A 21,056-nucleotide genomic window follows, 5' to 3' on the forward strand; every position below is an offset into this window, starting at 1 on the left:
GCGCAGCACCCTCACGCCTTTGCCGCCCGTTCAACGCCTGCTGCAATGGCCGCCAACAGTTTACGCTCAAGCGAGGCCCGCCGCGCTTCGGAGTGCAATTTTAGCCCCACAATGTCCTTTGCATAAAATGTATCCACGACTTGCTCTCCATAAGTGGCAATCACCGCCGAAGAGATTGAGACATGGTTATCGGTCAATGTTCGTGTCAAATCGTGCAGAAGCCCCGGACGGTCACGTGTGTCGACCTCAATGATTGTATAGATCTCGGACCCTTCGTTATCAAAACTGATGGTTGTGGGCACCCGGAAAGCGCGTTCGCGCTTCTTGATCTTGTCTTTGCTGCGCAATTCTTCCTTGGCCACCAACTCGCCCCGCAGCGTGCGGTCAATCATCCGACGCAACCGTGGCAAACGATCGGCCTCATAGGGGTTGCCATCGTTATCCTGCATCCAGAACACACAAGTGTAGTAGCCGTCCTTGGTTGTCAGGCTGCGCGCATCGACGACATTGGCCCCCACAAGGGCCAAAGCCCCGGTGATCCGGCTGAACAGCCCGGCGTGATCGACCATCGCGAAACAGGCGCGCGTGGCGTCCCGTTCGTCGTCGGGCATTAGATCCACCTTGAAGTCGCCCTCATCAATATCCTTGAGCATCTCAGCAAAGACCAGTTGCGCAGACAGCGGCACACCTTGCCAATAGGGCCCATAGTGGCGCCCGATCTCGGCTTTGATGTCTTTGCTGTCCCATCCAGTTAACTCTGCCCGCAGGGCGCGCTTGGCTTCGGCCTCGCGGGTTTCGCGGTTAAGGTCCTCCAGCCCGGTTTCAAGTGCTGCCTTGGTTGCACGGTAAAGGTTGCGGATCAGTACCGCTTTCCAGTTGTTCCAGGTACCCGGCCCGACCCCACGAATATCGCACACCGTCAGGACGGTCAGCAGATCAAGTCGCTCGACGGACTTAACCGCATTTGCAAAACCTCTCACGGTGCGCGGTTCCGAGATATCGCGCTTTTGCGCGACGTCGGACATGAGTAAGTGATAGCGGATCAGCCATTCGACGGTTTCGCAGTCCTTTTTGCTGAGCCCCAGTCGCGGGCAAATCTTACGGGCGATCTGCGCACCGAGGATCGAGTGATCCTCATCCCGGCCTTTGCCGATATCGTGCAGCAAAAGCGCGATATAGATGACCTTGCGAGCGACACCGCGCTCTAGAATACCCGAAACAACGGGCAGCTCTTCGATCAATTCTTTGCGCTCAATCTGGGCAAGGTTGCTGATGCATTGGATGGTGTGTTCGTCCACGGTGTAGTGGTGATACATATTGAACTGCATCATTGCCACAATGGGTGCAAATTCGGGGATGAAGGCCCCCAACACACCCAATTCGTTCATTCTGCGCAAGGCCCGTTCAGGGTTGCCGTGCTTGAGCAGCAAATCAACAAAAATGCGCCGCGCTTCTTTGTTTTCGCGCAGATCAGCGTCGATCAAATCAAGATTGGCCGCAATCAGCCGCATGGCGTCCGGATGCAGAAGCGTTCCGGTGCGCAGGCCCTCTTCAAAGATCCGCAGCATGTTAAGGTTGTTGGCAAAGAAAGCCGTTTCATCGGCGATGGTCAGGCGGTTCTGCTTGATCGTATAGGGCGCTTTGGCCCGTTTGCGCCGCCCCAGCAGGCGCAGCAGCATCGGTTCAGACTTCACATGGTTGGCTTCAAGCGCCGTTAGAAAGACGCGCGTCAGTTCGCCCACATGGGTGGCCTGACGGAAATAGGCCTGCATAAAGTGTTCCACCCCGCGCCGTCCGCCGTGATCGGTATAGCCCATGGCCGCGGCCACCTCGACTTGCAGGTCAAAGGTCAACTGATCCATGGCCCGCCCGGCGATCAGATGCAGGTGGCACCGCACAGCCCAAAGGAAATCCTCTGCGGTCACGAAGGTTTCGAATTCTTCCGATGTAAAGACTTTGAGTGAGACCAGGTCGGCGGCATCTTTGACGCCGTTGATATATTTGTTGATCCAGAACAGCGATTGCAGGTCGCGCAACCCGCCTTTGCCTTCTTTGACATTGGGTTCTACCACATAGCGCTGCCCGCCTTGCTTGCGGTGCCGCTCGGCACGTTCCTCGAGTTTCGCTTCGATGAAATCGCTTGCGGTGGATTGAAACAGATCGGTCCAGAGCCTTTCGCCCAATTCATCAGCCAAGGCCGCATCACCCGCCAAATAGCGGTATTCAACAAGCGAGGTGCGGATTGTGTAGTCATCCTTTGCCAACCTGAGGCAATCTTTGACAGTACGGGTGGCGTGGCCGACCTTCAGCTTCAGATCCCACAGCATATAGAGCATCGATTCAACGACGCTCTCTGCCCAAGGGGTGATTTTATAGGGTGTCAGAAACAACAGGTCGACGTCTGAAAACGGGGCCATTTCACCGCGTCCGTAGCCGCCAACGGCAATCAGGGACAGGCGCTCTGCCTCGGTCGGGTTCGGCAGAGGATGGAGGTTGTTTTGGGCAACTTGCAGGATGATGGCGATGATCTGATCGGTCAGCCAACTGTAGGATGCTGTGACTTGGCGGGCCGCAAAGGGTTGTGCTGCAAAGGCCGCCGCGATTGTAGCCATGCCGGCCTTGCGCGCATCGCTCAGCACCCCAACGGTTGCCGCCCGGATATCCTTTTCTGATGTCGCATGTGTGATCTTTTCGGCAACCTCAGCAGTGATTGCTGTGCTGTCAAAAATAGCGGACGCCGGGCAGATTAACCTGTCCGGCGTGTCCTCTTGCGACGGCTGAACGGGCTTAGAAACCCGCGCCACCAAAGCTTCTTGGCGCTTGTTCAAGGATAACGACCTGATTGTTTTGGATGGTTGCGACGGCCAGCCCACGCTGGTTAAGGCCGTTTGGCAGCAGGCGGAAGACACCAGCGGTGCCGCGGAAACCCTGTGGCTGAGTGAGGGCCGTTTTGGTGAGCGCATCGGTGTTTCCGGCGGCAGCCAGCGCGCCAATAGCGGCAATGCCGTCATAGGCCAGCCCCGCAAGCGGGTGCGGCGCGTCGCCATAGGTGGCCGAATACCGGTTCGCAAAAAGCTCCGATGGGCCCGCATCGGGAAGGGCAAACAAGCCGCCTTCAAGACCGGGCAAGGCGACAAGCTGTGGCAGCGTATCCCAACGGGTCAGCCCAACGAACGGGCTGCGCTGCGTATCCATACCCGCATCAGGCAAGGCAGTTGCGATAATGGGCAGGTCTGCGTTCGCACTGGCCGTAGCAAAGACAGCCTGCGCGCCTGATCCACTGACGTTTGACACTATGCGCCGCGTTGAGGTGAAGATGCCTTGCTGTGACAGCGGATAGCTTTCGACGCCGACAACTTCGGCACCGTTGGTTTGGACCGCAGAGGTGATCGCGTCGCGGCCGACGCGGCCCTGCAGGTCATCGCCATGCAGCACCATGTAGCGGCTGATCCCCAACCGCTGCCCAAAGTTGACCAGCCTTGAGGCGGTGTTGTCAAAAGTCGCACCAAGGATAAACACGTTGCCGCCTGCAAAGGCTGTATTGTTGGAGAAAGCCAGCACATTCACATCGCGGCCAGCGATGGCAACACCCGCGGCATTTGCGGCCTCTCCATAAAGTGGTCCAAGGATGATCTTGGCTCCGTCATTGACGGCCTGTGTGGCTGAAGCGGCCGCCTGTTCCGGATTGCCGCCTGCCGTGTTGTAGACACGCAGATTTATCGTGGCGCCCTCAAGGTCGGCGATGGCCAGCCGGGCTGCATTTTCAAAGTTTTGGGCAAGCTGGTTGTCTGTTTCCTGTGTGGACGCGCCGGGCACAAGCAGGGCCACCTGAATTGGTTCGCTTAGATCGATCGCCTGACCGACATTTGCGTCCGGGGCGAGGGTGACATCACAGGCAGCCAGCCACAGCAGCGACGTGACTGCAAAAAACTGAGCGATGCGCTTGCGGGCGGTGCTGAAACGAGCAAACATGGCGGTTATTCCTCCTGAAACGTGCGACAGGCTGGTGCATCACTCGCCGCGAATTGGGGCCATCATAAAGCAGGGGGCAGTCGGGTCCAGAGATGAATTTTGAACACAAGCCACTCTCTGCCGGGTTGTATTTCGTGGCGACACCCATCGGGGCTGCGCGTGATATTACTTTGCGCAGTCTGGACATTCTGGCGTCAGCCGATCTGATTGCAGCAGAGGATACCCGCACAGCCCGAAAACTAATGGAAATTCATGGTGTTGGATTGAACGGGCGCAAGGTTGTCGCGTTTCATGATCATAGCGGTGACGGGGCCGTTGCCCGGTTGGTTCGGGACATTCAGGGTGGGAAATCCGTGGCCTATGTGTCGGAGGCAGGCACGCCGCTTGTCGCTGATCCGGGGTTTGAACTGGGGCGGGCGGTGATTGCAGAAGGTCTGACGGTGACCTCTGCACCGGGGGCATCGGCGGTGCTGGCGGCGTTAACAGTGTCGGGGCTGCCAACCGACAGGTTTGCGTTTGTCGGGTTTCTGCCCGCGTCAAAGCAACAGCGCGAAACCGAGATCGCAGGGCTGCGGGATGTGCCATTTACGCTGGTGTTTTATGAAAGCCCGAAACGTGTTGGCGAAATGTTAGGTAATTTGCGGGATGTTCTGGGAGGGGATCGAGAGGCGGTGGTCTGTCGGGAACTGACAAAGAAATTTGAAGAGGTGGTGCGCGGCGATCTGGCAGCACTCGCTGATCAGTTTGCAGATCGGCAGGTCAAAGGTGAAGTGGTTGTTTTGGTCGGGCGCGCGGGCGCCCGCGCGGTGGACGATCAGGACGTCAGCGTTGCGCTGCGCGAGGCGATGAAGACGATGCGTGTGAAGGATGCGGCAACAGTTGTTGCAGGGGCGCTGGGCTTGCCCCGGCGGCAGGTCTACCAGATTGCGCTGACATTGGGAGATGAGGAATGACAGGGTCAGTGGGATATCATGCCGGAAGAGTAGCCGAAGACGTTGTTGCCGATGATTATGCGCGTCGCAACCACGAGATTGCCGCGCATCGCTGGCGCGGTCAGGCCGGTGAGATTGATCTGATCGCACGAGATGGCGACACAGTTGTCTTTATCGAGGTCAAGAAAAGCCGTAGTTTTGCACAGGCTGCGACGCGTCTTGCCCGACGTCAAATGGACCGAATTTGTGCCGCGGCTTCTGAATTTCTGATGCATGAACCGCGGGGGCAGTTGACGGATGTACGGTTTGATCTGGCGCTTGTGAATGGCACTGGCGCTGTGCAGGTGATCGAAAACGCCTTCATGGAAGCTTGACGCCCCATTGCACATCACGCAGCCCTGCGCCATCTAAAGGCCAACACGCACTGTAGAGGTTGGCCCGATGACATTGAAGATCGCATTCCAGATGGACCCGATTGGGCCAATTGATATTGATGCCGACAGCACATTTCGCATCGCTGAAGAAGCACAGGCGCGGGGTCATAGCCTTTTCTACTATACCCCTGACAAGATTGCCTATGATACTGGCCGGGTGACAGCCAAGGGCTGGCCATTGACGGTGCAGCGGGTGAAGGGCGATCATTTCGCCCTTGGCGCTGAACAAACCGTTGATCTGGCCGAAATGGATGTTGTGTGGCTGCGCCAGGATCCCCCATTTGACATGGGCTATATTACGACAACCCATCTTCTTGATATGGTTCACCCCGACACGTTGGTCGTGAACGATCCGTTTTGGGTGCGCAACTATCCCGAAAAACTCCTTGTGTTGGGCTTCCCTGACCTGACACCGCCAACGATGATTGCTCGGGACCTTGAAACGCTAAAGGAATTTCGCACGCGCCATGGCGATGTGATTCTCAAACCGCTTTACGGCAATGGGGGTGCGGGTGTGTTCAAACTGATGGCCGATGACCGCAATCTAGCCTCGCTGCACGAGCTTTTTGCAGGCATCAATCGCGAACCCCTGATTATGCAGCAGTTCCTGCCCGCGGTGGCCAAGGGCGACAAGCGGGTGATCCTCGTTGATGGTGAGCCCGTCGGCGCCATCAACCGTGTGCCCGCCGCTGGCGAAACGCGGTCGAACATGCATGTAGGCGGGCGCCCAGAAAAGGTTGCCTTGACCGACCGTGATCGCGAGATTTGCGCCCGCATTGGGCCGCTTTTGCGTGAAAAAGGGCAGGTATTTGTGGGGATCGATGTGATCGGCGATTGGCTGACCGAGATCAATGTGACCTCGCCCACCGGCATTCAAGAGCTTGAGCGGTTTGACGGTGTCAATATTGCTGAAAAAATCTGGCAGGCGATTGAGGCGAAACGCTAGTTTTCTGCCAAAGTGGATACCCTGAAACTCACGGCCTCGGCGACGTGGCTGCGTTGGACGGCGCCCACACCTTCAAGATCGGCAATCGTGCGCGCAACCCTTAGCACGCGGTGATAGCCCCGTGCGGACAGGCCAAATCGTTCGGCGACCTTCACCAGCAATGCGCGCCCTTCATCGTCCGGTGTTGCGATCTCATCAAGCAGATGCCCTTCGGCATCCGCATTGACACGCGCTGTTGCGTGCCCGGCAAACCGCTCCAACTGTTTGGCGCGCGCGCCAGCGACCCGAGATGCGACCTGCGCAGAAGTCTCGCCACCTTCGGGCAGATCGAGGTCTGTGAAGGCCACGGGCGGGACTTCGACGCGCAGATCAAACCTGTCCATCAAAGGTCCCGAGATGCGACCCAGGTAATCCTCGCCACATAGCGGAACGCGTGCGCAGGCCCGTGCCGGGTCCGCGAGGTAGCCGCATTTGCAAGGGTTTGCGGCCGCCACGAGCATGAAGCGGCAAGGGTAGCGCACATGGGCATTGGCCCGCGCCACCACGACTTCGCCGGTTTCGATGGGTTGGCGGAGCGTTTCCAGCACTGTGCGCGAAAACTCAGGGAATTCATCCATGAAAAGCACGCCGTTGTGGGCAAGGCTGATTTCGCCGGGTTTTGCGCCGCGCCCGCCACCCACGATGGCTGCCATGGAGGCTGTGTGATGTGGTTCCCGGAAAGGACGTTCGCGGTTGATGCCCCCTTCATCAAGTAAGCCAGACAACGAATGGATCATTGAGGTCTCCAGCGCCTCTTCGGGACTAAGCGGGGGGAGTATCCCCGGAATGCGCGCAGCCAGCATCGATTTGCCAGATCCCGGTGAGCCGATAAGCAGCAGGTGATGCCGCCCGGCGGCGGCGATTTCAAGCGCGCGTTTGGCCCGTTCTTGTCCTTTGACTTCGGATAGGTCTTGCAATCCGGTTTGCCCGCTGACTTCGCCTGGTTCCGAGGGGGCAGGATCGCTTGCCCGCTGAAATGCCTGACCACATCGGACAGGCTGCGTGGCGCAATCACCTTGGCTGCGCCCACCCATGCCGCCTCTGATCCGCAGGCTTGCGGGCATAGTAGCGTGCGGTCGTCCGCTGCTGCTGCCATTGCAGCCGGAAGCGCGCCGACAACGGGCACCAAGGTGCCGTTCAACGACAATTCACCCAAGGCCACGGTTTGTGCGGCGTCATCCAAGGGCACGATCTCCAATGCGGCCAGCAGGGCCAGCGCGATGGGCAGATCAAAGTGCGAGCCTTCCTTGGGCAGGTCTGCAGGTGACAAGTTCACCGTGATCCGCTTTGACGGTAGCGCGATTGCCATTGATGTCAGAGCAGCGCGCACCCGTTCACGGGCCTCTGACACGGCCTTGTCCGGCAATCCAACGATTGAAAACGCAGGGATGCCCGGTGTGATAGCGCATTGCACCTCAACAAGCCGCGCCTCAATCCCTTCAAATGCCACAGTATAGGCCAGTGCGACCATCGCGCCCTCCGTTCTTGGTTAACGGTTAGGGAGGCGAGGTTTAGGAAAGGTTAATGCGCATCACCGGGCCAGAGTTTGCGCGGCAGATCTTGCGGGTAAGGCCAAGGTTCATAGCTGTCTTTCACAGCCTCGGCCCGCCATCCCCGGATTGCCGGATCTTCAAGATGCGCTTGCACATAACGTTCTGCATCTTCGCCCAGCGATAGATCATAGGCCGTAATACGCATAGCAACAGGAGCGTAGAAGACATCAGCCAGCGAGTAATCCCCAAAGAGCCAGCGCCCGCCGGCCCCATGCCGCTTGCGCGCCAAAGACCAAAGCTGTTCGATTCGTGAAAGGTCTGCTTTGACAGCGTCGGACGCGGGGAACCCATCCCAACAGAACGCCAACATCATCGGGCAAGCATCCCGCAGGGCTCCAAATCCGCTGTGCATCTCAGCCGTGATCGAACGCGCGAGGGCCCGCGCTGCCGGATTAGCCGGGTAGAGGTTGATATCGGGGTGATTTTCCACAAGCGTTTCTGCCATCGCAAGGCTGTCTGTCACCACATGCCCTGCGGGCGTTTGCATTGCGGGCACCATGCGGGCCGGGGCGATATGCGCCAGATCTGCCCGCATGGTGCCAGCGTAAAGCCCCGCCATATGAGTGTTGAAATCCAGTCCGAATTTTTCGAACATCAGCCAGCCACGCAAAGACCAGCTACTGAAGGTGCGATCACCGATATAGAGTTCGTATGTCATGGCGGCAGTCTAGTGCCACATCGCAGAGACTGGCGAGTGATCTTGTGTGAAGCCCTGCATCACAGATTGTGATTGATCTGGCCAACGCGCCAGCCATTATCCCACTCAAGCTGAGTTACAGAGAGATTGTCGATCCGGTGGCTGAAGGCCTCATAGGCACCAATACCAAGTGCGCGCTGCACTTGTGTCAGAATTGCGCCGAAATGGGCCACGATGATCAGGTCTTCATGCGCCTGCTGTAGATAGCGGTCCACGGCTTTGTCCACACGCGCGCGCACAGCGTTCCAGCTTTCCCCGTCGGGAGGGGCCACATGGCCCGGCGTTTCCCAATAGGCGCGGATCGTGGTGGGGTCTTCGGCTTCGACCTCAGCAAATGTGCGCAATTCCCATTGGCCAAAGTTGATCTCTCGCAGGTCGGAATCATGCGGCAAGCGGGTCTGCGGTGTCAGCGCATCTGCGGTTGCTGTGGCCCGGCTCAGATCAGATGACACAACTGGCGCGTCGGGCAGATGCGCGCGCAATCGGGCAACGGCTGCGGTGTCTGACAAATCGGCGGGCAGGTCTGACCAGCCCACCATGGTTTTGGCATGGGTCGGCCCGTGGCGCACCATCCACAGCCGTGTCACGGCAGTGTACCTTTCAGCACCATCGGAAGCCCGGCCATCACCGCAACGACAAGATCTGCGCGCGCGGCGATTTGCTGATTCAACCGCCCCTGCGCATTGCGAAACCTGCGCGAGAGTGCGTTGTCGGGCACGATGCCCTGACCAACTTCGTTCGAGACAACAACGACAGGTCCCGCACAATCCTGTACAGCGGCAAGGAAGCCTGTGGTCGCGGTGTCGAGGTTATGTTCACTCAGGATCACATTGGTCAGCCACAGCGTCGCGCAATCGATCAGAACAGGTTGCCCTGATTTCACGCCTGAAAGTGCGCCCGCGACGTCCAACGGTTCTTCTATTGTGGTCCAGCGATCCCCGCGCATTTCGCGATGGCGCAGGATTTTTTCTGCCATTTCATCATCAAATACCTGCGCGGTCGCTACATAGACCGGATCAGAATTGCTTTGCAGCACAAGGCTTTCCGAAAAGGCAGATTTGCCGGAGGCAGCGCCACCTAGAACAAGAGAGAGGTTGGGCAATGGCATGGGCGTCACTATATATGATCCATAGACTTCACTCCTGCGTATCTAATTCACCAAACAAAGTTAATGCACAGCACGGCTATCTGGGAGAATAAACATGGGCGTTTCCGGTTTTTCTGATCAAACACTGTCACGCACGGCGATGAAAGCAGAACTGCTTGACGCTGAGACAGAGCTGGCATTGGCCTATGCTTGGCGGGATGATCGTGATGAGAAGGCTTTGCACCGCCTGATTACGGCCTATATGCGCCTCGCGATTTCTATGGCGTCAAAGTTCAAGCGATATGGCGCGCCGATGAATGATCTTATTCAGGAGGCATCTGTTGGTCTGATGAAGGCGGCTGACAAGTTTGACCCGGATCGTGGCGTGCGCTTTTCGACCTACGCTGTCTGGTGGATCAAAGCATCAATCCAGGATTACGTGATGCGCAACTGGTCGATGGTCCGCACCGGCTCCACATCCTCTCAGAAATCCTTGTTCTTCAACATGCGCCGCGTGCAGGCCCGGTTGGAGCGTGAAGCAGCCGCCGAAGGCCGCGTGATGGATAAGCAGCAAATGCGCGAATTGATCGCGATTGAGGTCGGCGTCCCATTGCATGATGTTGAGATGATGGAAGGCCGTTTGTCCGGTTCTGATTTCTCTCTCAACGCCACTCAATCAGCCGAGGACGAAGGCCGCGAGTGGATTGATGCGCTTGAAGATAACGGTCCGCAAGCTGAAGAGACCGTGGCAAATGACCACGACAACGACACGTTGCGCCAGTGGCTGCTGACCGCTTTGTCCGGCCTGAATGATCGCGAGCAGTTCATCGTGTGCGAGCGCAAGCTGCGTGAAGAACCACGCACGCTGGAAAGCCTTGGCACAGAACTGGGCCTCTCTAAAGAACGGGTGCGTCAGTTGGAAGCGGCGGCCTTTGGCAAGATGCGCAAGAGCCTGGAATCCCAAAGCACTGAAGTGCATGCGTTCTTTGCATAGGCGCTAACCTTGCGCCAATCATTGTGTTTCCGGTCCGATCTGACCTAGTGTCAGCCCAACACCGGTTGGAGACACCACATGCTGGCAAATAAGCATATTTTGTTGATCGTTGGGGGTGGCATTGCCGCGTTCAAATCACTTGATTTGGTGCGCCGTCTGCGCGAGCAGGGCGCGCGGGTGACGCCAGTGTTGACGACCGCCGGTGCGGAGTTTGTGACACCCCTTAGCCTGTCGGCGCTTTCTGCGTCCAAAATATATCAGGATTTGTTCGATCTGACGGACGAGGCCGAGATGGGCCATATCGAACTATCCCGTGCCGCCGATCTGATTGTAGTCGCGCCGGCAACGGCTGATCTGATGGCTAAGATGGCGGGCGGTTTGGCCAATGATCTTGCATCAACACTTCTTTTGGCCACCGACAAGCGCGTTTTGATCGCCCCATCCATGAATGTGCGCATGTGGCAGCATCCCGCAACGCAGCGCAATCTGGCGACATTGCAAGGCGATGGTGTGCTTGTTGTGGGCCCGAATGAGGGCGACATGGCCTGCGGCGAATACGGCCCCGGTCGCATGGCCGAAGTTCCCGAGATTATCGCAGCGGTTGATGCAGCCCTTACCGATGGCCCATTGCAGGGCAAACACGTGATTGTGACCTCTGGCCCGACGCATGAACCGATTGACCCGGTGCGTTACATCGCAAACCGATCCTCTGGTGCGCAAGGCACGGCGATTGCTGCGGCGCTCGCGGCGTTAGGCGCGCGTGTGACATTTGTGACTGGCCCTGCGGATGTCGCCCCTCCGATGGATGTCGACACCGTGCAGGTGCAGACCGCAGCGCAGATGTTGGACGCCGTGACCGTCGCCGGAGCCGCTGATGCGGCCGTTTTTGCGGCCGCTGTCGCCGATTGGCATGTGGCCAACGCCGGTGCGTCCAAGATCAAGAAAGATGGCTCTGGTTTGCCTAAACTGGAATTCGCCGAGAACCCCGACATTCTGGCCACTGTCGCACAGATGAAGACAGGTCGCCCTAAACTGGTTGTCGGATTTGCCGCTGAAACTGATGATGTCATTGCAAATGCCACCGCCAAACGAGCGCGCAAACAATGTGACTGGATTGTCGCCAATGATGTCTCGCCCGAGACGGGGATCATGGGTGGTGCAGAAAACGACGTGACATTGATCACGCAGGATGGTGCAGAGGATTGGCCGCGGATGACCAAGCCCGAAGTCGCACGGGCCCTTGCCGCAAGAATTGCCGAGGCGCTAGCGTGAGTGTGACAGTCCAGTTCCAGTGGGATGCAGGCGCAGATACCACGCTTGGCCTGCCGCACTACGAAACAGTAGGTGCCGCAGGTGCAGACCTACGCGCCAATCTGCCCAAGAAAGCTGCGATCATGCTGCCGCCCGGAGGACGCGCGCTGGTGCCGACGGGCTTACGCATGGCGATCCCCACAGGCTTTGAGGTGCAAATCAGGCCGCGCTCTGGTCTGGCGCTCAAGCATGGCGTCACGCTGGCAAATACGCCGGGCACCATCGACAGCGACTACCGGGGGCCTTTGGGCGTGATCATGATCAACCTTGGCGCGGATACGTTTGAGATTACCCACGGGATGCGCATCGCACAAATGGTCGTCGCACCCGTTGTGCAGGCGGAATTCACGGTGGTTGATACGCTGGACGACACCCTGCGCGGTTCCGGTGGGTTTGGGTCAACTGGCCTATGATCATGGTCGGCGCAATGGCTGCGGTGCTTTGGATCATCGGGGTGGTGATGAAGGTGCCTAATGCGGTGCGCTGGAACATGATGGTGATCTTGCTGGTCGGCGTCATGTTGCTGCATGTGATCCTGCCTGACGGACATCCGCTGCGTATGGCGACGGGCGGTGATGCGCGGCTCTGGGCGATTTTGTTTGGCTTTGGGTTTTTGATCTGGGGCTACCGCAAGATCCTGTTGCAGCTGAAGGTGCGGGCGGCAGAAGCGCAGGCCTTGCCGACCAAGACCGACAGTTTTTCCGAAACCGAGCTTGAGCGTTATGCCCGGCACATCATCCTGCGCGAGGTTGGTGGAATGGGCCAAAAGGCACTGCGCGATGCGCGCGTGCTGGTTGTCGGAGCAGGGGGTTTGGGTGCTCCGGCCTTGCAGTATCTGGCAGCGGCGGGTGTTGGCACGATTGGTGTGATTGATGATGATGCGGTCGAAAATGCCAATCTGCAACGGCAGGTGATCCATCTGGATCGCAACATTGGCATGCCCAAAGTGCAGTCAGCGGCTGAGGCGATGAAGGCGCAAAACCCCTTTGTGACCGTCCGCCCCTATCATCGTAGATTGACGGCAGACATCGCCGCAGATCTGTTCGCAGATTACGATCTGGTGCTGGATGGTACGGATAACTTTGATACCCGTTATCTGGTAAATGAAACGGCCGTTCAGTCTCAGACCCCGCTGATCGCTGCGGCATTGACCCAATGGGAAGGGCAGATCAGCCTTTATGACCCTTCGGCGGGTACGCCTTGTTATGCCTGCGTTTTTCCAACTGCGCCCGATCCATCCTTGGTGCCAAGCTGCGCTGAGGCTGGCGTTATCGGCCCTTTGCCGGGTGTCATTGGGGCGATGATGGCGGTCGAAGCCATCAAGCGGATTACGGGCGCTGGCGAAGGCTTGGGCGGGCGCTTGCTGCTCTATGATGCCCTTTACGCACAGACCCGGTCCATTGCCGTCAAGCCGCGCAGTGATTGCACTGTTTGTCAGGGGCGCGGAGCAAAAAGTTAGGGCTTTTTGCCTTTTTATAAGTCCTTCGCTGGCATGTGTTCATGACCAGCCCTACCTGATGATCAAAGGAGATTTCCCATGACAAACCCCCTGCTCGCCGATTGGTCTACACCCTTTGGACTGCCGCCCTTTGATCAGATTGCGGATGATGATTTCATGCCTGCGGTTGATGCGGCTTTGACCACCGCGCGTGCGAATATCGCAGCCATCGCGGGCAACCCTGATGCACCTGATTTTGACAATACCATTGCCGCGATGGAAATGGCGGATGACACGCTTAACCGGGTGCTCAGCGCGTTCTATAGTCTTGCGGGTGCCGATAGTAACCCTGCCCGCGAAGCATTGCAGCGTGACTTTGCCCCGCTGCTGAGTGCTTACAGTTCCGAGATTTCCGAGAACACGGCGCTTTTTGCGCGGGTCGAGGCGGTCTGGGCGCAGCGCGACACGCTGGACCTGACCGATGAACAACAGCGCGTCCTGATGCTGACGCGCCGCGGTTTTGTCCGCGCAGGGGCGCAATTGGAAGGTCAAGCCGCCGAGGAATTGCGCGACGTGAAATCCCGTCTGTCGGTTTTGGACACGCAGTTTGTCCAAAACCTGCTGGCCGACGAACGCGAATGGTTCATGTCGCTAGGGCCAGATGACCTGTCTGGCTTGCCTGACTTTGTGATCGCGACGGCGAAAGCTGCAGGAGAGGAAAAAGACGCGGGCGGCCCTGTTGTGACACTGTCGCGATCCTTGATCGTGCCGTTCCTGCAATTCTCTGACCAGCGTGAGCTGCGCCAGAAGGCCTATGAGGCCTGGGGCGCAAGAGGTGCCAATGGTGGCAAGACCGACAACCGCGGCATCGCGGCAGAAACGCTGAAACTGCGTGAAACGCGCGCAAAGCTGCTGGGCTATAAGACATTCGCGGATTTCAAGTTGGAAACAGAGATGGCGGGCACGCCGGGTGCTGTGCGCGATTTGCTGATGCAGGTTTGGCAACCGGCCAAGGCTGCGGCAGAGACTGACGCCGCTGCATTGGAACGCATGCTGCATGCCGATGGGTTTGATGGCCCGTTGGAGCCTTGGGACTGGCGCTACTATGCTGAAAAGCGCCGCAAGGAACTGCATGATCTGGATGAGGCAGAGCTGAAACCCTACCTTCAGTTGGATCGCATGATCGAAGCCGCCTTTTCCTGCGCGAACCGCCTGTTTGGGTTGGAATTCGCGCCTATTGATGGCCCTGTCTACCACCCCGATGTGCGCCTGTGGGAGGTCACCCGCAATGGCGCGCATGTTGCGGTCTTTATTGGTGACTATTTCGCGCGCGGCTCAAAACGGTCGGGTGCGTGGTGTTCGGCGATGCGGTCCCAGCAACGACTGTCAGGTGACGTCCGCCCGCATGTGGTGAACGTCTGCAACTTTGCCAAGCCGGAGGCGGGGAAACCTGCGTTGCTGTCGTATGATGATGCCCGCACGCTGTTTCATGAATTTGGCCATGCGCTGCACCAAATGCTGTCGGATGTGACCTATGAGAGCATTTCGGGCACCTCTGTCGCACGCGATTTCGTGGAACTTCCCAGCCAGCTTTATGAACATTGGCTCGAAGTGCCAGAGGTGTTGGCCGAATTTGCGACCCATGCTGAAACCGGTGAAGCGATGCCAGCGGATCTGCTTAAGCGGATGCTGGGCGCTGCGACCTACGACATGGGGTTCCAGACGGTGGAATATGTGGCCTCGGCCCTTGTGGACCTTGGCTTTCACGATGGTCCCGCCCCTGCGGATCCGATGCAACGGCAGGCTGAGATTCTTGAAGAAATTGGGATGCCACATGCCATTCGTATGCGTCACGCAACGCCCCATTTCGCCCATGTGTTTGCAGGCGACGGATACTCCAGTGGTTATTACAGCTACATGTGGTCAGAAGTGATGGACGCCGATGCCTTTGCCGCCTTCGAAGAGGCCGGTGGCCCGTTCGATCCTGAAACCGCCAGACGATTGGAAGAAACTGTGCTGTCTTCGGGCGGTTCTGTGGATGCGGCTGATCTCTACATCACGTTCCGAGGGCGCTTGCCCGGTGTTGAGGCGCTTTTAAAGGGGCGTGGGTTGGACAGGGCAGCCTGAAACTGTTGGAGGCAGATCACCGACCGGCCTCGGACACAGGGGTGCTGATAGGTCAGTCGCGGATTTCAGCGTCCGCGACGCCCCAAAGCGCCGCCTTGGGCACCCAGCCGCGATAGCCGCCCGCGGTCAGTTGGCACCATTCAGGATTGCAATCGCCAAGGCGGGCCACAACACCGGGTTCCAGCATGGCGTTTTCTAATGCGTCCGCTTCCGGGCGATTGCGCAGCGCTGTCTCACCCTCGATCACAACAGTCCGCGAGCCTGACAGCATCCGGTAATGGACCCAGCCACCTTGCCCGTCGCGGTCAATCACCCGCCGCCAGTGGCCGTATTCAGCAATCACCTGCAGCGGCATATCACGACGTTTGAACACCCAATCGATGCGATGCGACAGTGACGGACCGCGCCGGACATTCGCCTCGCTTGCACGAAGTGACACAAAACGGGGCAGGGGGAGGTTTGTTTCGGGGCCGATGGCTGGACCCGTCTCGGTCTGTTGGGCATCACTTGCGCCCACGCAAAGCATGACCGCCAAAACGGCGATCTGCATCCGGCAGAGCCACTGCGCCCATGGACCTAACTTGGCACCCATTACTTGCCCTTAACTGCTCTTTTTGTGGCGCGCTGTTCTTGTGCTGCGCGTCCCTTTGGCGCAACCTGCCATGCGACGAGTGATTTGAAAACCCGGGGAGATGTTTGAATGCCAGGTAAACAGTTGAGTGTTGTTGTGACGCGACGGTTGCCCGAGGTGGTTGAAACGCGTCTCAAAGAGTTGTTCAATGTCACCCTGCGCGAAGATGACACCCCGATGTCCACCGATGATCTGGCAGCCGCCATGGCAAGTGCAGATGTGCTGGTCAGCACCATCACTGATCATATCGATGCCAATCTTCTTGCCCGTGCTGGGGAGAACCTCAAACTGATTGCGAACTATGGGGCGGGTATCGACAACATTGATGTTTCGACCGCGCGGCAGCACGGCATCTATGTCTCGAACACACCCGGTGTGGTGACAGAAGATACCGCCGATATGGTGATGGCACTGATCCTTGGTGTGACCCGCCGATTAGCTGAGGGGCTGCGTCTGGCGCAATCAAATGACTGGCAAGGCTGGTCACCCACGGCAATGATGGGTGGGCGGATCAAGGGCCGCCGGTTGGGTATTCTGGGCATGGGGCGGATTGGTCAGGCGGTCGCACGCCGTGCAGCGGCCTTTGGCATGCAGGTGCATTACCACAATCGCAAACGCCTGCGTTCCGAAATCGAAGCGACGTTGGATGCCACCTATTGGGAAAGCCTTGATCAAATGGTCGCACGGGTCGATGTCCTGTCGATCAATTGTCCGCACACACCTTCGACGTTCCACTTGATGAATGCGCGCAGGCTGAAGTTGATGAAGCCTGATGCGGTGATCGTGAACACCTCACGGGGTGAAGTGATCGACGAAAACGCCCTGACAAGGATGCTACGCTCTGGTGAGATTGCGGGTGCAGGTCTGGATGTGTTTCAACGCGGTCACGCAATCAACCCGCGTCTCAAACAACTGCCAAACGCGATCCTCCTGCCGCACATGGGGTCGGCAACACGCGAGGGGCGGATCGAGATGGGCGAAAAGGTTATTGTGAATATCAAAACCTTTGCCGATGGTCACAAGCCACCTGATCTGGTTGTTCCGGCGATGCTCTAGCCGCCCCAGGTTTCGGGCAGAACCTGAGCTTGCACTGCCTCTTCGATGATCGTCTGATAACGTGGCATCGAATGCGCAAGAAACCTCTGGTCCGTCGTGGAACGCAGCAGTTTCGCCTTGCCCATATGGGTAAACGCGCTGGGCATCTTGGGTACAATATCATCGGTGCGGTTTAGCAAGAGGCACTTGTCGTCATGCTGCACGCGGTTTTGTGTCTTCTTGGGGCGGGGTGCTGCAAAACCGATAGCGGGCGCGTCATAGCTTTTTGACAGGATCTGTGTGGCCGCTGCGCCAAGCGAATGTCCGATAATGAAGTTGGGTTTGATTCCTTCGTCTTTGAGCCAGTCAAAGATCACCCGCGCATAGACCAGAAACCCCTGATGCCAGATTGTACCCGAAGCGCCATGCTCGGTTCCGCCATTGCTCATCGTTAGGCGCCGGTTGCCCAACCGCAGGGGGCGCAGGTTGAACTTGATGTAATCACGCACAGAATTGGAGCCGGGCAACAGTAGGATATTCCCCTGAAGCACATGCGCCTGTACATCGTTGTGATCCAACGATTTGATCACCGGAGGCGAGACGATCTGCCCCGCCGTATAGCTTGCCTTGGCCAATGTGGCGGCGTCTCTGAGCCTGTAGATTGTCATAACTTCCCCCTTCCGTTGACGTAAGGGAGCACGAATGTACGTCTCCGGCCAGTGCGGAAACCCTGACCTGAATTGCGCAATGATGTGCAGTTGTCGGTTTTGCGCCTCAACCGGTCGGCTGGTTCTATCGCCGCGTCACCGTTTCGCGCAAGTTATGGCGGATAGGTGCCAAGAGGAGTCGCGCTCATGAAAACGCAAGTTAAAGCATTGGTTGTTGGTGGCGGCGCAGTTGGCACGTCGATTGCATATCATTTGGCCAAGGCCGGCTGGAATGATGTCATGTTGCTGGAAAGGGATGAACTGACGTCTGGTTCCACCTGGCATGCTGCCGGTTTGCTGCCGCTTTTTAACATGTCATTTGCGACGACCCACATCCACAAATACTCGGTCGATTTCTACAAATCGCTGGAAGAAGAAACCGGGCTGAACGCCGGTTTTGCCGTCGTTGGCAACCTGCGCATGGCGCAAACGCAGGAACGGATGGATGAGTATATGCTCTATGCCTCCACTGCTGAAACCTGTGATGTCCCATACGTTTGGATGACCCCGGATGAGATCAAGGCGAAATGGCCATTGATCAATACTGAGGACCTCAAGGGCGCGATTTATCATCACACCGACGGCTATATTAACCCAGCCGACGTCACTCAGGCGATGGCCAAAGGTGCGCGCCAGCATGGTGCCGTGATCGAGCGTAAATGGCAGGCGGATGCGTTTCACTGGACCGGTGAGGCTTGGGAGGTCACTTGCACCAAGATGGTCGAAAAAGGCGGCAATCTGGTGCCGTCGGACGAGCAGGTTGTGATCACTGCCGAACATGTTGTGACGGCTTCGGGCAACCATGCCCAGACCACTGCCAAGAAACTGGGCATCAAGATGCCAGCGATCCCGGTCGAACACCAATTCATCGTCATGGACAAAGACCCTGCGCTAGAAGCCTACCGCGCCGAGGGAAATGTCGAGCACCCGGTCGTGCGTGACGCCGACGCGCAATCCTATGTCCGCGAGGAGCGTGGCGGCTGGATACTTGGTGTGTATGAAAAAGGCGCGCCTGCCGTGTTTGAACACGGTGTGCCGGACAGTTTCCGCGCCGACCTCTTTCCGCTCGATCTGGAGCGGATTGAAGAACAGTATATGGCGATGATCCACCGCGTGCCGTCATGCGAGGAAAGCGGGTTGAAGGATGATTTCAACGGCCCGATTTGCTACACCCCTGACGGCAACCCCTTGGTCGGGCCCGCGCCGGGCCTGCGCAATATGTGGCTGGCCGAAGGGTTTTCTTTTGGGATCACCGCTGCGGGTGGCACAGGCTATTACCTCGCCCAGATGATGGTCGATGGCGAGGCCGAGATCGACATGGCCTCGCTTGATCCCAAACGTTACGGCGACTGGATGACGACCGAGTATGCAGCCCGCAAGAACGTAGAATGCTACGACCACGTCTATGTCCTGCACCATCCGGACGAAGAACGCCCGGCCTGCCGTCCGCTGCGCACGTCACCCGCCTATGACCGGCAAGCCGCTCGTGGCGCACAGTTTGGGTTTGTGAACGGGTGGGAGCGTCCGAACTATTTCGCACCCGAAGGGTTCAACGACCACGACAGCCGTTCATTCCGACGCGGCGGTTGGTGGGAATATGCAGTGGAAGAGGCCAAAGCGATCCGCGAAGGGGTCGGATTGATCGACGCCACCGCCTTTACCAAGCACATCGTCAAAGGCCCAGGTGCCACTGCTTTCCTTGAATGGTTCACCACCAACAAGCTGCCCCGCGTTGGCCGGATCAACCTGACTTATGCGCTAACTGATCACGGTACGACCCGCACGGAGTATACCATCGTGCGGTTGAAGGATGATGAGTATTATCTTGTCTCTGCCGGTGCTTGGACCGACTATGACGCCGATTTCCTGCGCAAGGCGGTTGAAGATAAAGAGGCCGAGTTTGGGCGCATTGAGGTGCAGAATGTCACGACCCAATGGGGAGTCTTTGCCATTGCAGGGCCAAAGTCACGTGATGTGATGAATGCCGTGATCAAGGATGCAGACCCGGCAACAGCACTCACTAACAAGCGGTTCCCGTGGCTGTCCGCCAAGCAGATCGAGTTGGGCATGTGTCCGGTGAATGCGATCCGGGTGGCGTATACCGGCGAATTGGGCTGGGAATTGCATCACCCAATTGAGATGCAGAACTATCTCTTTGATCTGCTGGAAAAAGCGGGTGAACCGCATGGCATGAAACTGGTCGGTGCCCGCGCGCAGAACTGGTTGCGGCAGGAAAAATCCTATCGTGCCTTTGGCACTGAGCTGGGCCGTGACGCGACACCATTGGAGGCGGATTTGCCGCGCTTTGTGGACCTGTCCAAGGACTTCAATGGTAAGGCCGAAATGGAGGCAAAGGGCATCCGTTCAAAATGCGTGACCTTGCTGATCGATGGTCCTGACGATGCTGATCCATGGGGGCGTGAAGCGCTTTATGACATGGAAGGCAGCCGGGTTGGGCGTCTGACATCCGGGGGCTATTCTGTCGCGTTCGAGAAATCTATCGGGATGGGCTATGTGAGGCCCGATCTGGCAGAGGTGGGAACCAAGCTACAGGTCAAAATGCTTGATCAGCTTTGGAACGCCGAGATTGTCGAGGACAGCCCCTACGATCCCAAAAACGCAACGATCAGGGTTGACGGTTAAGTCTGAATCTCGGTGAACAGGCGCTGCACGTAGCTATGCAGCGCCCGTTTGCCGCGAAAAATACCGATGGCTTTGCCAATCAGGCTGGCACCGACAACCACCGCAAGCGCTGATGACAAAGGCACGCCAAGCGCCGCGTCCGGTGGCCAACCCCAATGAAACAATGTGAGGGCGACGGGAATGCTGATCAGCATTGCAATCGCCCCTTCGGTGCAGCCGCAAGGCCGGATCAGTTGTGCCAGACGATGTTCGGTCAGCGCGCGCTGCTCGGCGGGTAGGTGCGGTAGGTCGAGTTTGATCCGCCTGATCCGGTTGGTTTGCCTGACAACCTCCCACAGCTGATGGGGCTGTGTGATGTGGAGGTCGACCTGAGCCATCTAGCCGGCTCCGAAGAAAGCAAAGAAGATAATCGCGGCGACTAGGACGATAACGCCTGCCACGCCCAACCCGAACAACGGGTGTGGATGATGGCAGCGATGCCCCTGGTGTTTTTCGTTTTCCATGGCGGAT

The 21,056-nt window shown here is 58.0% G+C and carries 19 protein-coding genes and 1 pseudogene; 10 read left to right on the forward strand and 10 right to left on the reverse strand.

Annotated features, from left to right (window positions below; genetic code table 11):
- Nucleotides 1–11: 11 nt before the first annotated feature.
- Both DHN10_RS03340 and DHN10_RS03345 read right to left on the reverse strand, forming a co-directional pair.
- Nucleotides 12–2,804 carry a [protein-PII] uridylyltransferase gene (locus DHN10_RS03340; protein ID WP_234416980.1) on the reverse strand — a complete coding sequence of 931 codons (2,793 nt, stop codon included), beginning with the start codon at nucleotides 2,802–2,804 and terminating at the stop codon, nucleotides 12–14.
- A complete protein-coding gene (locus DHN10_RS03345; RefSeq protein ID WP_108813807.1) occupies nucleotides 2,788–3,972 on the reverse strand; it encodes a penicillin-binding protein activator in 1,185 nt (394 codons plus the stop codon). Before DHN10_RS03345 ends, DHN10_RS03340 begins: the two co-directional genes overlap by 17 nt.
- A gap of 92 nt (nucleotides 3,973–4,064) precedes the next feature.
- Between DHN10_RS03345 and rsmI the strand changes: the two genes are divergently transcribed.
- The 3 genes from rsmI to gshB all read left to right on the forward strand — a co-directional run bounded on the left by rsmI (nucleotide 4,065) and on the right by gshB (nucleotide 6,284).
- Complete coding sequence (gene rsmI / locus DHN10_RS03350) at nucleotides 4,065–4,925, forward strand: 16S rRNA (cytidine(1402)-2'-O)-methyltransferase (RefSeq protein ID WP_108813808.1); 861 nt, start codon at nucleotides 4,065–4,067, stop codon at nucleotides 4,923–4,925.
- The gene (locus DHN10_RS03355) at nucleotides 4,922–5,278 is read left to right on the forward strand and encodes a YraN family protein (RefSeq protein ID WP_108813809.1); all 357 of its coding nucleotides are present in this window, start codon (nucleotides 4,922–4,924) and stop codon (nucleotides 5,276–5,278) included. The genes rsmI and DHN10_RS03355 overlap by 4 nt, the downstream gene beginning before the upstream one ends.
- A gap of 67 nt (nucleotides 5,279–5,345) precedes the next feature.
- Entirely contained in the window at nucleotides 5,346–6,284 is a 939-nt protein-coding gene (gshB, locus tag DHN10_RS03360; protein WP_108813810.1) for a glutathione synthase, read from the forward strand.
- Here the strand turns inward: gshB and DHN10_RS03365 are convergent.
- The 4 genes and pseudogenes from DHN10_RS03365 to cobU all read right to left on the reverse strand — a co-directional run bounded on the left by DHN10_RS03365 (nucleotide 6,281) and on the right by cobU (nucleotide 9,681).
- Nucleotides 6,281–7,794: pseudogene (locus DHN10_RS03365) on the reverse strand (YifB family Mg chelatase-like AAA ATPase). The gene gshB and the pseudogene DHN10_RS03365 overlap by 4 nt on opposite strands.
- Before the next feature lie 50 nt (nucleotides 7,795–7,844).
- A complete protein-coding gene (locus tag DHN10_RS03370) occupies nucleotides 7,845–8,534 on the reverse strand; it encodes a glutathione S-transferase (protein WP_108813811.1) in 690 nt (229 codons plus the stop codon).
- 59 nt (nucleotides 8,535–8,593) lie between these two features.
- Nucleotides 8,594–9,160: a histidine phosphatase family protein gene (locus DHN10_RS03375; RefSeq protein ID WP_234416966.1), complete on the reverse strand. Its 567-nt coding sequence runs from the start codon at nucleotides 9,158–9,160 to the stop codon at nucleotides 8,594–8,596.
- Nucleotides 9,157–9,681: a bifunctional adenosylcobinamide kinase/adenosylcobinamide-phosphate guanylyltransferase gene (cobU, locus tag DHN10_RS03380; protein WP_108813813.1), complete on the reverse strand. Its 525-nt coding sequence runs from the start codon at nucleotides 9,679–9,681 to the stop codon at nucleotides 9,157–9,159. Before cobU ends, DHN10_RS03375 begins: the two co-directional genes overlap by 4 nt.
- A 94-nt stretch (nucleotides 9,682–9,775) precedes the next feature.
- On the opposite strand from cobU, the gene DHN10_RS03385 reads away from it, so the two are divergent.
- From DHN10_RS03385 to DHN10_RS03405, 5 genes are all read left to right on the forward strand, one after another.
- A complete protein-coding gene (locus DHN10_RS03385) occupies nucleotides 9,776–10,654 on the forward strand; it encodes an RNA polymerase factor sigma-32 (RefSeq protein ID WP_108813814.1) in 879 nt (292 codons plus the stop codon).
- Nucleotides 10,655–10,732: 78 nt separating this feature from the next.
- On the forward strand, nucleotides 10,733–11,926 hold the full coding sequence (coaBC, locus tag DHN10_RS03390) for a bifunctional phosphopantothenoylcysteine decarboxylase/phosphopantothenate--cysteine ligase CoaBC (RefSeq protein ID WP_108813815.1): 1,194 nt from the start codon (nucleotides 10,733–10,735) through the stop codon (nucleotides 11,924–11,926).
- Nucleotides 11,923–12,378, forward strand: coding sequence for a dUTP diphosphatase (gene dut / locus DHN10_RS03395; protein WP_108813816.1), 456 nt, complete (start codon nucleotides 11,923–11,925; stop codon nucleotides 12,376–12,378). Before coaBC ends, dut begins: the two co-directional genes overlap by 4 nt.
- Nucleotides 12,375–13,424, forward strand: a complete 1,050-nt coding sequence (locus DHN10_RS03400; protein ID WP_108813817.1) for a HesA/MoeB/ThiF family protein — start codon at nucleotides 12,375–12,377, stop codon at nucleotides 13,422–13,424. The genes dut and DHN10_RS03400 overlap by 4 nt, the downstream gene beginning before the upstream one ends.
- Nucleotides 13,425–13,502: 78 nt before the next feature.
- Nucleotides 13,503–15,530: a M3 family metallopeptidase gene (locus DHN10_RS03405; RefSeq protein WP_108813818.1), complete on the forward strand. Its 2,028-nt coding sequence runs from the start codon at nucleotides 13,503–13,505 to the stop codon at nucleotides 15,528–15,530.
- 52 nt (nucleotides 15,531–15,582) lie between these two features.
- Here DHN10_RS03405 and DHN10_RS03410 read toward each other — a convergent pair whose 3' ends face one another.
- Entirely contained in the window at nucleotides 15,583–16,122 is a 540-nt protein-coding gene (locus tag DHN10_RS03410; RefSeq protein ID WP_108813819.1) for an SH3 domain-containing protein, read from the reverse strand.
- 108 nt (nucleotides 16,123–16,230) lie between these two features.
- On the opposite strand from DHN10_RS03410, the gene DHN10_RS03415 reads away from it, so the two are divergent.
- Nucleotides 16,231–17,217 carry a 2-hydroxyacid dehydrogenase gene (locus tag DHN10_RS03415; protein ID WP_108813820.1) on the forward strand — a complete coding sequence of 329 codons (987 nt, stop codon included), beginning with the start codon at nucleotides 16,231–16,233 and terminating at the stop codon, nucleotides 17,215–17,217.
- On the opposite strand, the gene DHN10_RS03420 is transcribed toward DHN10_RS03415, so the two are convergent.
- Entirely contained in the window at nucleotides 17,214–17,864 is a 651-nt protein-coding gene (locus tag DHN10_RS03420; RefSeq protein WP_108813821.1) for a hypothetical protein, read from the reverse strand. The two genes, DHN10_RS03415 and DHN10_RS03420, sit on opposite strands and share 4 nt — an antisense overlap.
- Nucleotides 17,865–18,050: 186 nt before the next feature.
- On the opposite strand from DHN10_RS03420, the gene DHN10_RS03425 reads away from it, so the two are divergent.
- Nucleotides 18,051–20,546 carry a GcvT family protein gene (locus DHN10_RS03425; RefSeq protein ID WP_108813822.1) on the forward strand — a complete coding sequence of 832 codons (2,496 nt, stop codon included), beginning with the start codon at nucleotides 18,051–18,053 and terminating at the stop codon, nucleotides 20,544–20,546.
- On the opposite strand, the gene DHN10_RS03430 is transcribed toward DHN10_RS03425, so the two are convergent.
- Entirely contained in the window at nucleotides 20,543–20,923 is a 381-nt protein-coding gene (locus DHN10_RS03430; RefSeq protein WP_108813823.1) for a hypothetical protein, read from the reverse strand. The two genes, DHN10_RS03425 and DHN10_RS03430, sit on opposite strands and share 4 nt — an antisense overlap.
- Nucleotides 20,924–21,049 carry a hypothetical protein gene (locus tag DHN10_RS20085; protein WP_267895702.1) on the reverse strand — a complete coding sequence of 42 codons (126 nt, stop codon included), beginning with the start codon at nucleotides 21,047–21,049 and terminating at the stop codon, nucleotides 20,924–20,926.
- Nucleotides 21,050–21,056 lie beyond the last annotated feature (7 nt).

This window comes from Loktanella sp. Alg231-35 (genome assembly GCF_900143545.1).
Taxonomy (GTDB): domain Bacteria; phylum Pseudomonadota; class Alphaproteobacteria; order Rhodobacterales; family Rhodobacteraceae; genus Yoonia.